Origin of the sequence: Methylocella sp. (genome assembly GCA_037200525.1) — a bacterium.
GTDB lineage: Bacteria > Pseudomonadota > Alphaproteobacteria > Rhizobiales > Beijerinckiaceae > Methylocapsa.
In genome coordinates this window covers 1,412,114-1,425,496 of record JBBCGG010000001.1, presented here as the reverse complement: position 1 = coordinate 1,425,496, position 13,383 = coordinate 1,412,114, and the positions used below count along the sequence as shown (strand labels likewise).

General features: G+C 56.6%; 10 protein-coding genes. 8 read left to right on the top strand and 2 right to left on the bottom strand.

The genetic code is table 11. From position 1 onward, the window contains the following. Window position 1: 1 nt before the first annotated feature. From WDN46_06750 to WDN46_06740, 3 genes are all read left to right on the top strand, one after another. Window positions 2–520: a DUF934 domain-containing protein gene (locus WDN46_06750; GenBank protein ID MEJ0093123.1), complete on the top strand. Its 519-nt coding sequence runs from the start codon at window positions 2–4 to the stop codon at window positions 518–520. A gap of 84 nt (window positions 521–604) precedes the next feature. After that, window positions 605–1,180 (top strand): type 1 glutamine amidotransferase domain-containing protein, encoded by a 576-nt coding sequence (locus tag WDN46_06745; protein MEJ0093122.1) that lies wholly within the window; start codon window positions 605–607, stop codon window positions 1,178–1,180. 27 nt (window positions 1,181–1,207) lie between these two features. Next, the gene (locus WDN46_06740) at window positions 1,208–1,612 is read left to right on the top strand and encodes a DUF3775 domain-containing protein (GenBank protein ID MEJ0093121.1); all 405 of its coding nucleotides are present in this window, start codon (window positions 1,208–1,210) and stop codon (window positions 1,610–1,612) included. 42 nt (window positions 1,613–1,654) lie between these two features. Here the strand turns inward: WDN46_06740 and WDN46_06735 are convergent, their stop codons facing one another. Continuing rightward, a complete protein-coding gene (locus WDN46_06735; GenBank protein ID MEJ0093120.1) occupies window positions 1,655–1,999 on the bottom strand; it encodes a hypothetical protein in 345 nt (114 codons plus the stop codon). Between the two features lie 668 nt (window positions 2,000–2,667). Further along, a complete protein-coding gene (locus tag WDN46_06730) occupies window positions 2,668–3,876 on the bottom strand; it encodes an alpha/beta fold hydrolase (protein ID MEJ0093119.1) in 1,209 nt (402 codons plus the stop codon). Window positions 3,877–4,125: 249 nt separating this feature from the next. On the opposite strand from WDN46_06730, the gene WDN46_06725 reads away from it, so the two are divergent. From WDN46_06725 to WDN46_06705, 5 genes are all read left to right on the top strand, one after another. Further along, window positions 4,126–4,899, top strand: a complete 774-nt coding sequence (locus WDN46_06725) for a hypothetical protein (GenBank protein ID MEJ0093118.1) — start codon at window positions 4,126–4,128, stop codon at window positions 4,897–4,899. Window positions 4,900–4,908: 9 nt separating this feature from the next. Further along, window positions 4,909–5,589: a TerC family protein gene (locus tag WDN46_06720; GenBank protein ID MEJ0093117.1), complete on the top strand. Its 681-nt coding sequence runs from the start codon at window positions 4,909–4,911 to the stop codon at window positions 5,587–5,589. A gap of 107 nt (window positions 5,590–5,696) precedes the next feature. Further along, window positions 5,697–6,968 (top strand): integrase arm-type DNA-binding domain-containing protein, encoded by a 1,272-nt coding sequence (locus tag WDN46_06715; protein MEJ0093116.1) that lies wholly within the window; start codon window positions 5,697–5,699, stop codon window positions 6,966–6,968. A 539-nt stretch (window positions 6,969–7,507) separates the two neighbouring features. Next, window positions 7,508–10,042, top strand: coding sequence for an ATP-binding protein (locus tag WDN46_06710; GenBank protein MEJ0093115.1), 2,535 nt, complete (start codon window positions 7,508–7,510; stop codon window positions 10,040–10,042). A gap of 1,259 nt (window positions 10,043–11,301) precedes the next feature. Then, window positions 11,302–13,347 carry a VapE domain-containing protein gene (locus WDN46_06705; GenBank protein MEJ0093114.1) on the top strand — a complete coding sequence of 682 codons (2,046 nt, stop codon included), beginning with the start codon at window positions 11,302–11,304 and terminating at the stop codon, window positions 13,345–13,347. The last annotated feature ends 36 nt before the right edge of the window (window positions 13,348–13,383 follow it).

Sequence of the window (13,383 nt, the reverse complement as noted above, 5' to 3'; positions counted from 1 at the left end):
CATGGCGCTGTTCAGGAACGATTCTTTCCCTCCCGATGATTGGCGCTATCTCGAAGAAGGGGAAAGTCTTGCGCTCGCGGGAAAGACCATTTTGTCGCTCCAGCAATGGCGGGATGGAAGCGGCGAGCTGCGCGGGACCAATATTCCGCTCGGGTTGCGGCTCGAGCCGGACGTCTCGCTTGCGTCGATCGCGAGCGATCTGTCGCGCTTTGCCTTTATCGCCGTAAACTTTCCCAAATATACCGATGGACGAGGCTATTCGCTCGCGCATCAACTTCGCGCGACCTATGGTTTTACAGGCGAGTTGCGCGCGGTCGGCGATGTCTTGTTCGATCAGCTGCAGCTTTTGTCTCGCTGCGGTTTTGATAGTTTTGACATTGCGGATCCAGCGACGCTCAAACTCTTAAAGTCTGGCCGCCGCCCGGACTTGAGCCGATTCTACCAGCCGGGCCTTGGGCCGGAGATCCCGGAGAACACGCGATCCTGGGCGCGCAATCTTATGAAGCCGGCGAGGGCCTGAGTCGCATTTCCGGCATCTAAGCCGGTGGAACTTGCATTCCTCCGTCGGGTTTTCCTCTTAACCAACTATCACGGAGGAATGAACATGCCGACAATCGGCGCAGCAAAGATTTTGATCATGGCGACCGACGGATTCGAACAATCCGAACTCATGGTCCCGCTGCAAAAATTGAAAGAAGCCGGCGCGTCAGTACAGGTAGCGGCGCCAAAAGGTCCGACAATCAAAGGATGGAACCAGACGGAATGGGGCGATAGCGTTCCAGTCGATCTTGACCTCGCTTCGGTTGACCCTTCCGAATTCCATTGCCTCGTCCTTCCAGGCGGCGTCATGAATCCAGATCAACTGCGGACCAATGAGGATGCAATCGACCTGATCCTTGATTTTTTGCATGCGGGAAAGATCGTCGCCGCGATCTGTCACGCGCCCTGGCTGCTGATCGATGCGGGCGTCGTCGAGGGGCTTAAATTGACCTCTTGGATCTCGATCAGGACCGACGTAGAGAACGCCGGCGGCAATTGGGTCGATGAGCCTGTGGTCGTCGACGACTGCATTATCACCAGCCGCTCGCCCAAAGACCTTGAGCCCTTCGTGACCAGGATCATCGCGGAAATCGAGGCGCGCGAGCATCTCGAAGGCGAACCGTTCCGTCAAAACGCCTGATCGCGGGCAAAAAGCAGGAAATGCGCCATGCTGTCCGAACTCAACCCTGAAAAAGTATGTTTTGTGATCATCAAGGCGCGCGAACTTGACGTCCAGGCGGAAGAGCCAATGGGGGATTCGTCCAACGATACGGATGATGGATTTGCCTCCGTCTATACGGAAGTTCCGCATTCGTCTGTGCGCAAGGAGCTGATTGAGTTTATCGAAGCGATGGACGAGGACGAGCAGCGTGAGCTCATCGCTCTTTATCTGATCGGCGGCGAGGATTATTCGGTCGAAGAATGGCCGGATGCGCTGGCGGCGGCGTCAGCACACCCAGAGCCATCGACGGCAGCCTTCCTCCTCGGCATGCCGAATTTGTCCGATCAATTAGAGGAAGGCCTGTCTCTTTTTGATTTATCCTGTGAGGACTTCGAGAAAGATCGCCTGTAAAGCGCGCCCGCGGCCCTCCCGGCCGCGACGCGTCCGGCCCCCTCAGATCACGCGATCGCAAGCGACGGGATCAACCACCGGCTTGAGGATGTGCTCAAGGGCAATCAGAATCGGTTGATCGGTCCCCTTCATCTTCCGCCGCAGCGCCTGCTTCTCCTCGCCGCCGCTGTTGCGGTGGAATTGGAGAACGGCTTGAGCCGTAAACGCGCCGACGGACATGCCATGGGTGCTGGCGGTGGCCCTCACTTTACCGGCAAATTCAGAGCCGATCGAAGCGACCGCCGCATGAGCAACTTTCTCATTTGAGCACGAATGCACGACTTCAGCGATTAAACACATGACACCCTCGCTTTGTACTAACTGAGACCTGGGCGCAAGAAACAGCACAGGGCATGGGCGCGAATAGACCTAGAGCGCTGCCATCCAATACGCTATGTATCTAGGACACTAATACCAATAGTATTGTGGCGTCAATATGGATAATTTATGGTGCCTTGCAGCAAGACCATCAGGAGCTGTGTGCAATGGCGTTACAAACCACATAGAGTTGTCTGCTGCCAGTCTAGATTGAAAATAGAATCAAAAAAATGTGCTTTAGATTACGGAATTAAGACATATTACTAACGAAACGCTTGCCGCAGCGCCAACAGGGGCCACGCCAGCAGAGACAATGCTATCGATGAAGGGGACGCACTTATCTCGGTCAGCGCGAATCCGTTACGAAGAACTTCGGTCGAAGCCAAAAGTTCCGTCGCGCCGTAATTTTTGGGGTTGGAGAGCCGAACGCGTCATAATTAGACGGCTCTCGGCCGATCGCCGCGCCGTTTCACGAAATCCTGATGCCCCGCTCGTCGTCGCGACGGCAATCATCGTGTTGCGGGTCGATATCCGGGCCGGCCTCATCCAGCGAAATAACGCCCAAAGGCGAAAGTCTCGCTGTTTTTAGCGACTAATCCTCTGATGAAGGTCTGAAGCTTTTCCAGGCGATGCTCCGCCTCAACGCGGCATTCGCCGCCAAAATCTGCGCGAGATAGTTTCTATACCTTGGAATCTTATCAATTGAGAGGCGGCGCGGCGGGCGCGAGCGGCGCGGCGGCTGCGGGGACTGAAGAGACCGGGGCAACGCTCGCGGGGGGAGCGAGGGGTTCGGCGATAATCCGGTCATCGACGGGCCTCTCGCCAAGCACGGACTGAACGTTGGCGTCTTGAGGCCTTGGTTCGGCGATCTGCGCGCCGATCGTGCGCAACGCCTCGGGCGCGTTGGCGTAGGCGCCGTGCCCGATAAAAATGTCCGCCTCCCGCGACAGATCATAGACCTTGACGCCGAGCGCCTCGAGCGCCGAGCGATCGGCCGGATTCTTCGGGTCGAGCGCGCCAAGACGCTGGCGATCTCCGGCAAGCGTTCGCGAAATCGACAGAGCGCGGTCGTTCGCCGCGACGAGAACGAAGACATGCGACGGATCGATCCGCGCCAATTGCTGCCGGAAGACGTTCAGATCAATGTCGGGGGCGGCCAGCATGACGTCGCCGAGCCTGCCATTGAGATCCGGGCTGCCGGCGATGGCGTTTTCGCGCAGGGCCTCCATGGTCATCCAGGCGCCCATGGAATGGGCGAGAATATGCACGCGGCCAACGCCCGGCGTGTCAGACAATTGACGGATCAGTTTCGCCAAAGCATCGCGCGATATGGTGGCGTTTTCCTTGGCCGCGCCGTAGTCGAGCAGGCTGCTCGTCGCGGGCCATGTGAACAACACCGGCACGCCGCCAAAGCGCCCGTCTTCGACGATCTGGGCGAGCCGGAAGCGAGCTTCGTCATAGCTCGTGTTAAATCCATGCACATAGAGCAGGACGTCTCGGTTCGAGCCGATGCGCCCGGAGAGATGAGTCGCGAGTTCGGCGAGGAACGTCTTCTCGTCGAGCCCGCGCCGGCTTATTTGGGAAAAATGCTTCAAAGGATCGGGAGCGCCCAGAGAAGGCCGCTCCAGTTGCCCAACCTGGTGTCCCGGCGGCACGCCAACCATCTGCAGAGAGTCCCGCGGCGGCCCCTCGGCGGCGGCCTCGCTCGCAGCCCCGCTCTCGCCCTTTCGGGTTGAAACGACAAACATCGAGAGCGGGCGGGCTTGCGGGCCTGAATCGCTGATCTCCGTCATTCCGGTGGAGCCGCAGCCCGAAACCATGAGCGCGGCAAGACAGGCGATCAGCAAAGCCAATGATGCGCCGATATTTTTCCGCCGCGCAGGTGCGCATAAATCGGTCAACCGCATGTGCCTTCTTTGTTAGCGAACGAACATGGTCCCAAGCTTTCGGGACAGGCCGCAACAACTTATCAATCAATGCGTTGGAGCGGGCCGCTCTGATCCCGAAGCTCTATGGACGCATCGGCCTTGCTGAAAGATCGACAAGGAGCCATCCTGCTTGTGTTGGAATGATCTCCGATCATGTCGGGAATGCGACCACGGCGCGTGGATCCTTGTTTTACGCATTGATCGCGTGAATATTTTGGAGACATCAGCGTGACGACCCGGCCGATCCGCATCCTCGTCACCGGCTTTAGCGGCTTTCCCGGCGCGGCAAAAAACCCAACCGCTCAGATGATCGCCGCGCTCGCCAAACATCGCTCGCGATTGTTCCGCGCCGGCATCAGCATTGATCTCGTCACCTTGCCGGTCGTCTATGCGCAAATCGCACCCCGTCTTTCGCGTCTGGCGCAGGAGATAAAACCCGACGCCATTTTGCATTTCGGGCTCGCCGCTCGCCGAAAAACGCTGTGCGTCGAGACAAGAGCCCTGAACCGGGTGAGCCAGCTCCATTATGACGCCGCCGGAGCGCAGGCGGAGCGCCGCACGATCGCTTTGGGAGCGCCGCCTGTCGCAAGATCGACCCTGCCATGCGCCCTGGTAGCGACGGCGCTGCGACGCGCTGGGCTCGGCGCCGATTTATCGATCGACGCCGGCGATTATGTCTGCAACCAGACCCTCTTTCTGTCGCTTAGCCAAAACCATGCGCCCTTGGTCGGCTTCATCCACGTGCCTCGCCTTGGGCATCGTCGATCCTCCGCGCCCAATTCCGCGCGACGCTTACGGCAGGGCGGCGGAATAAGCTCGGCTTCGTCCAATTTCGCGCCAAAACCGCGCCTTAGCCTCGAAGATGCGACCCGCGCCGCCGTCATCGCCATTCTCGCCCTTGCGCCAAAGCTGCCTCGCCGCGAGGCCAAGACCGTCTCTGATCCTTGCGCTCCGAAAAACTCTTCAACTGCAACGCTTGACCCTGCTCTCCTGCTGGCCTAGCTCCAGCTGATGGACCCTCCCGATACTACTTTTCTCATTGCTCTGCTCCAGATCATCTGGATCGATATTGTTCTTTCGGACGATAATGCTGTGGTCATCGCTCTTGCGGCCCGTTCTCTACCTGAACGGCAGCGCCGATGGGCCATCGCGCTCGGGGCCGGCGCAGCAGTGCTCCTGCGCATCGTCTTGACGCTTTCAGTCGTGCAATTTCTGGCGACGCCTTTCATCAAAATCGCCGGCGGCGCGCTTTTGCTCATAATCGCCATTCGCCTCGCAAGGGAGAACGAATACGCGCCGGACGTCGCGCCCCCCACTACGATCTGGGCTTGCATCCGCATCATTGTCCTCGCCGATGCGATCATGTCGGTCGACAATGTCCTCGCCGTCGCCGCGGCGGCGAAGGGCTCCCACCTGCTGATCATCTTTGGCCTCGTTTTGTCGATTCCGCTGATCGTCTTCGGCTCGACCCTGCTGATTAGGCTGCTGGACCGCTTTCCGGCTCTGGTCTGGGCGGGGGCCGCCCTGCTCGGCTGGATCGCCGGCGACCTCATCGGGTCCGATCCCGCTCTCGCCGCCTTTTTGCGCACGCACGCGCCGGGCTTGGCGACATGGTGGTTTGCGCCGGCGGGCGCGGCGTTCGTGCTGATAGCCGCTTGGCTGCTTCAGCGCCTTTCGCCACCTTCGTCGTAACTCTTCAAACTCATGAAATGATTTACATTTTTGCTCATCGAGCCTATCATGAACTTTCGTTGCCTTTCATGGGTTAAAGGCGATTTTGTTTACCTCGTTACCTTGCTATGACGCAGCGACAGACTTTATCCACGAAGCTCATTCTCAGTCTGAAGCCCGAGGCGAAGAGCGCCGAGATTTCTGACGGCGGTTGCCCCGGCTTGCGGCTCGTCGTTTTCCCGACCGGGCGAAAATCTTGGATCATGCGTTTTCGCCGCCCGGATGGTCGCTCGGCGAAACTGACTCTCGGGCCGTTCGATGATGGCTCTGGCATCGCTGATCCAGCGATCGGGCGACCGATGACGCTGGCCATCGCCCGGAAATTTGCGGCGGCGGCGGTTCTCGACCGGCTGAGCGGTCAAGATCCGGCGGCGGCGAAGATAGAGGCGGCTGCGTCGGAAGCGTCGGAGCGCTCTCAAAAAGCCTTTGGCGCACTCGCGGTGGATTTTGTTTTGCAACATGCAAAGCCCCGGACAAGACGTTGGGTAGAAACGGCGCACTTTTTTGGGTTCACTCGCGACCTTGCAATCATCCCCGATGGCCTCGCCGATCGTTGGGCAACCAAGGCCGTCGCCGACGTCACAAAGCGCGACATCGTGGCCTTGCTCGATGAAATCAGAAATAGAACCGTTCCGGGAGCAAAAAGGCGACGAAAGGAAGGCGAGATTTCGGACGGAGTTTCGCGAGCCATGTTCGCGCGGCTTTCGACGTTTTTTAAATGGTGTATAGGGCGGGGCCTTTTAGAGCGCTCGCCGATGGAGGGCCTATCGCGCCCGAAGATCAACCCATCGCGCGATCGGATTCTCAGCGACGAAGAGATCAAACGCTTTTGGACCGCCTGCGATCAGTTTGGATATCCATACGGACATATTTTTAAATTCCTTCTGATCAGTGGTCAGCGACTTAATGAAGTCGGCGGACTTCGGCGCGATGAGCTAAAGGGCGGCGAATGGCATATACCGGCGTCGCGCACAAAAAACAGGCGACCGCATTTCGTTCCGCTGACGCCATTGATGAATGAAATCATCGCAAGCGCGCCGGAAGATCGTCCGTTTGTATTTACGGTGAGCGGCATCCGCCCCGCCCGCAACTTCGGGCTAGCAAAGAGCCGACTCGATCAACTGTTTGTCGCGCCACATTGGACGCTTCACGACTTAAGACGCACGGCGGCAAGTAAGCTCGCCTCGCTCGCCGTCAATCAAGCAGTGACCGAAAAAATTCTCAATCACGTTGGCCAGAGCGGCGGCTTGGTTCAAATTTATCAGCGTTACGATTTTGCAGCGGAACGGCGCGCCGCGCTGGAATTATTGGAAAGCGCAATTCGAATAATTATTTCATAACCGGCTTAGCTACTTTTTCTTAAATAAGAATCAGAAATTAATATTCAACGAATTGTATTTCATTAAGCCACTTTTTTCTAAATTAAATGCGTAATAACTTTTCCACTCGCTAACTAGATAGAACTTTGTAAGCTTCGAAAGTTCTATTTACTTTCTTTTTAGCCGCTACGTTTGCGCCTGTTGAATCTTTTTTTGCACGTCTGCTTGACTCAACTTCGCCGCTGTCTCACGTTGCTTTGACAGGCCGCGAAAGGTGGCATCTCTACAGCAAAGGTAAAGACTATGACTGGTCGGGCTCTGCTCAAGCAGGCCGAGGTATGCCGCCGCCTTGGCGAAATCTCCAATGTTACTCTTTGGAGAATGTTGAATGATCCAGCTTACGCTTATTTGAAGTTTCAACAGCCAATAAAAAGGGGGCGGCTCAACTATTGGTTCGCGGACCAGATCGATGATGTTTTAGATCGCCTGGAGGCGCACCAGAGCGAAGAGAAACATTCCTCGCCGCCACGGCCGCGCGTAGGTAAAAAGGCTGTGCGATCGTGAACATAGTCGGCGGCAAAATCGCAATCGCACATGTGCTAACTCGCTCCGCATTTACGACATCTCGGCTAGCTGAGTTCACTTCTGAAAAAGAGCTGATCAACCAAACCGGCCATGCGAAAGAGGAATGGCCGCTTGTCGTGCTGAAAGAGCTTGTCGATAACGCGCTTGACGCCTGCGAGGAAGCTGGCGTCGCGCCAAAAATCTCGATCGCTGTAACCGATGGCGTTGCCATAACCGTTACCGACAACGGCCCCGGCATCAGCACGGAAATGACCGACCGCATCCGTGACTATGAAACCCGCACATCGTCACGCGCGGCCTATGTGTCCCCGACGCGCGGCGCGCAAGGCAACGCGCTCAAGACCATCTTGGCCATGGGCCGAGTGATGGACGGCAATCAGGGCGTCACCCTCATAGAAAGCCGTGGCGTCGCCAGCCGCATCACCTTCGACGTGGACCCGGTTCGGAAAACGCCGGTCACTAGACGCGCCGGAACCGCCAGTCTTGTACAAATCGGAACCCGCATGACGGTGAATTGGGCAAGCTCAATTTCGCCCGACATGCAGGCTCGATTTATACAAATGGTCAGGCTTTATGGCTGGTCGAACCCGCACGCGGAAATAAAGCTGACCTGGGGCCGCAAACTGATCATGAGGGTCTCTCCCTCGAATCTCGATTGGAAAAAATGGCTTCCGCGCGACCCTACCTCGCCTCATTGGTACAACGCCGAAAGCCTTAGGAATCTGGCCGCTGATTGCATCGCCCTCGACGAAGATTCCGAGCTTCCGCCGCGCACCGTGCGGGCGTTCATCACAGACTTTCGCGGCTTGAAACAATCGGCTAAAGCAGCGGCCATTTGCGACAGTCTGGGCGCGTCACGGCAAACGCTCGCCGAGCTTTTCCATGCCGGTCGCATTCCTAAGTTGCTTGACGCAATGCAGACTGAAAGCGCCACCGTCAAACCGGCGCTTCTCGGCGTCATTGGTTCCGAGCACATCCTTGCGAAATTCGAGGAGATCGGCGTCGATCAAAGTTCGTTCAAATATACAATGACGCCTATCATTTTTTATGGCATTCCGTATCTCGTGGAAATTGCCTTTGGTTACTGCCCGCACAAGGCGTTCGAGCGCGAACTCCTGACGGGCGTTAACTGGTCGGTCGGCATTGATAACCCTTTCGAAGATCTCGACGCCGAATTAACTGAGATGCGCGTTACCGACGAAGAACCAGTGGCGCTGTTCGTTCATGTCGCCAGCCCGCGCATCGACTATCGCGATCGCGGCAAGTCGCGCGTCGATCTTCCTGCGGAAGTTGGCAGTGCGATCCTCGATGCGCTTGAGCTTGTGACAAAGACCTGGACCAAACAGCGCAAGCAAGAAGAACGCGACCCGAGCGCTCTTGCGCGCCGCGACGATCGCATGACCAAGCGCGATAAGCCAATGAAGCTGACGGAGGCCTCGCGCAGAGTCATGCGGGACGCCTACATGAAGGCGTCGGACGGCGGGACATTGCCCGCCCATGCGCGACAGATTTATTATCAGGCTCGGCCTGAAATGTTGAGGCTCACCGGCCTTGACAAAATTGAAGCCAATTACTTCACGCAAAAATTGGTGCCTGATTACACGAACGCGCACCCAGACGAGACAGCCGATTGGGATATCGTCTACGATGATCGTGGTCACTTCACGGAGCCGCACACTGGCAAGACGTTCGGCTTAGGCACGTTGGCGACCAAAGAATATATTGAAGGCTATCTCAGCACCACGCAACTGGTTGAAGCTGGTTTTGCCGACGCCAAGGTCAAAACATTCGGCCCGGCTGATCGCTACGCCGCCATTCTTTACATCGAAAAGGAAGGCTTCATGCCGCTCTTGGAGCGGATGAAACTGCCGGAGCGGTACGACATTGCTGTCATGTCGAGCAAGGGCATGTCTGTCACGGCGGCGCGGCTTCTCGTTGATCGGACCTGTTGCCGCTTTAAGATCCCGCTGCTTGTGCTGCATGATTTCGACATCGCAGGGTTCAGCATCTTCGGCACATTGCACGCCGACACGGCTCGATACAAATTCGCCACTAAGCCGAATGTGATCGGTCTTGGTTTAAGATTGCGTGACGTAGACGAGATGGGTTTGGAGTCAGAAGCGGTCGCAATCGCGAACGATCCGCACAAGCTAGCAGCGACGCTGGAAAAGTACGACGCGAAACACGAAGAAATCGAATTTCTTCTCGGCGGCGAGCGAGTCGAGTTGAATGCGATGACATCGCGGGAGTTCATCGACTTCGTCGAGCGCAAGTTAGACTATCATGGAATCAAAAAGGTCGCCCCAGCCAAGAGTTTGCTCGACGCCGCCTACCGCATGAACCTTCGCGCCGCCAAACTCAAAGTCATCGTCGAGGATGCCATTGTCGAAATGGCTGGCGAAGATGACGCCGCCGTCCCCGCCGACCTCACCAAGCGCGTCAAGGCCTACCTCAAGAGACACCCGGACGAGTCGTGGGAGGACGCGGTGCAGTCGATCGCGAGGGGGTGACGACTTGTACAAATCGGGAGGCGCGCTATTCCGTTTATTCGACCCGTCAGTTTGTACAAAAGCAGGGGAACTGGAGGAACGATAAAGCACCCTTGGCGGCATGGAAGGCGTTGGACAGCGCGGCCCGCTGAGAGCCTTGGAACCATAGCCGGGCATCGATGGCATGAGAACCAGAGACTCGAGCCCAAGGCCCCGCGCTTGATTAAACGGCTCGCCTGCGAACGCGAGCCGCCCCATTCCATGCATAGGTCCTGCAACCCTGAATGCACGGACAGTTGCACATCGGAACTGGAGAGCAAAAACATGCCATCAACAAAATTGCATACACGGAGAGGCTGCGTCATCTCACATTCTCGATATCGAGATTAGAAATTGCGGAAGCAGATTCGCATGCATTCCAATGAGCGAAAGAGGCGAAACCGGCTTCGAATGCCGTTGCGAGCCCGGCTTAATCGATTAGCCCCCCGAACTTGATCGCCTTGACGCGATCGAAAACAAGCTGATCGACGATTATAATTAGCCGAGCGTTGAAGGCCGCTCGACGGTTGCCGCGTCCATCCAGCCGGGTAACGCTCGACGATGGTCCACTGCCCGGCGCTGATCGATCGCGGGGCATTCTCTACGATCGCCTCGTAGCCCGCGCCAAAACTCGCGAATTGGAAGGCGACTCTCGCTTGGGATGCGACGCCTTTGAGTGAAGTTGAGAGAATCCTTTTGGGGGATGCATCGATTAGGTGCTAATATGGAAAAAGCCGCCAAGGATTGCGACCTGGCGGCTTTCTCGATTCAATTCATTGAAGCTTGCGGGCGCTGGCTTCATAACTCAAAAATCCCACGGTTGGGAGACTCAAGCTATGGTGGAAATTGTAACCTGTTCGGGCGAAAAAATCAATGCCTCCCGTCGCCCGACTCTTGGAGATTTACGAAACGCGGATCTGACCGAGGCCGAGCGCGCGCTATTTGCGCCAGCCCTCAAAAATTGCGCAGAGATGCGTCAATCTATTCGTGATTATCAGGCCGCCAATCCGCACGGACCTGGTGGGTTTGAGCCGTGGTGCCCGCAGGCAGAATCGCGAATTAGAGCGTCGACGCCGCTGGCTCCGTTGCTTGCTCAAAAGCAATGGGTCATTTGGCGATGGGAGTCGAATGGCGGCAAGCTAACCAAAATACCTTTTAAGGCGCGGGATCCAGAGTCCCCGGCCAGCTCAACAAACAAGAGAACATGGGCTTCATTCGATGCCGCGAGTTCCAGTGCGCATATGGCCGCAGGCATTGGCTTCATGCTGTATGAGGGCCCCTTCGCTGCGTTCGATCTTGATCAATGCCGCAATCCCCAAACCGGCGCAATTTCACCATGGGCCATACGACTTTTGCAGCAGGCCCACTCCTATGCCGAAGTCACGCCAAGCGGCACCGGCTTACGCATCATCGGACTATGCGCAAAGGACGAAAAATGCGGACGAAAGTTTAATGATTTAGAGGACGGCGGATCTCTCGAAACCTACAGGCATACCGGGCGTTACATCACCGTCACCGGCGCTGCGCTCGAAGGCTATAACGTCGAGTTTGCCAACATCGACGAGCTGATGGACCGGACCGTCGAACGGCTTGATAAAGAGAAGCTCGAAAAACAGTTCTCCCAATCTCCGACTCGGGACCCGTCGACAAACGCAGAGAAAGAACCGGCCTTTCGCAAATTCGATTTCAATAAACTGTCAAAGGATCTGCAGGATCGCATTAAAGACGGTCCATTAGAGCGCGACCCGTCGAGATCAGAAGCTTATTTTGCTGTCGCATGTGGGCTTGTGCGAGATCGCATGAAGGATGAGGACATTATCGATGTGCTCCTCAATCCGGCCTACAAAATTTCGGAAGCGTTCCTCGAAAGACGCGGGATGCGTGCACAAACCGAAATGGCTCGGACGCAAGTTGCCAAGGCTCGGAAGGCGGTTGAAAAAGCGCAGGCTCAAGAGACCAAATATAGTCCAAGGACAGATGGCTTTGCGCAAACCGACAAAGGCGCAATCTCAGCCTGCTCATCGAATATCCGTCTCGCGATTTCAAGACTCAAGATCGAGTTTCGTTATAATCAATTTTCCTATCAGACTGAGATGGAGGGGCTTGGTCCTGATTTTGATGGCGAACTCACCGATGATGGCGCGGTGCGCCTGCGCTTTCGGATTGAGGATGAGTTTCACTTTCTCTCAAAAATGGATGAATTCAACCGCGTCATTAACGATCTTGCGCAGACTAATCGATACCATCCGGTTCGCGAATATTTAGACGGGCTGACGTGGGATGGCGTCCCGCGCATTGATAAATGGTTGATTGATTATGCCGGCGCGCAAGATACGCCGTTAAATCGCGCCACCGGCTCTATTTTTCTGATCTCTGCGGTTCGGCGCGTTCGGCAACCCGGCGTCAAGCATGATGAGATGATTGTCCTACAGGGCGAGGAGGGAATGGTCAAAAGCTCGGCTTGCCGCGTGATGGCCGTTCGTGATGAATGGTTTTCCGATTCGCTTACGATTGGGTCCAGCGTCAAAGAGGTTATTGAGCAATCTGTTGGTCACTGGATCATCGAGTTTGGCGAGCTTGCGACCCTCGGCAAGCGCGAAGACGATACGGTCAAAAGTTTTTTGTCGAGGCAGGAAGATAAAGCGCGTCCCGCCTATGGCCACCGCCGCGTCACGGCCAAGCGGCAGTTTGTTTGCATCGGGACGATCAACGAAGGCCAGTTTCTCAAGCCGGGAAAAAACCGCCGCTGGTGGGTTGTGCCGATCAAAGTATTTGATCTCATCGCGTTGCGGGCCGATCGCGATCAGCTCTGGGCCGAGGCAGCATTTCGTGAGGCGCAGGGCGAGTCGATTGCTCTGCGCAAAGAGTTATGGGGCGATGCCGAGGAAGCGCAGAAAAAACATCAAGAGCCAAACCCCATCGCCGAGGAGCTGACGCGCCGTTTTGGACAAAAGGACGGCGGCGTGAATGGATGGATCTTGGCCAGCGACCTTTGGGACGTTCTTAATATTCCGCTTGGAGTGGAGCGCGACAGACAGGCCAAGCGCGTCGGTCAAGTAATGCAGCGCGACCTTAAATTCGAACGGATTCAGATCAAGAGCAAAACCGATAAGCACCTTGGCGGCGTGAACGGGTCTCGGGTCGGTTGTTGGTATTACGAGCGCGGCGATAGTGACGATGTACCGGGCGCACAACTCACCAAAGCCAACCTCGAGGCTAAAGCGCGTGAAGAACAGACAAAGGCCTCCGCGCCAGGGCAAATGGGGCCTGACAGCGTGCCTTTTTGAGACCGGATAAAGCCCAGACCAAACCCTGCTTTTTGT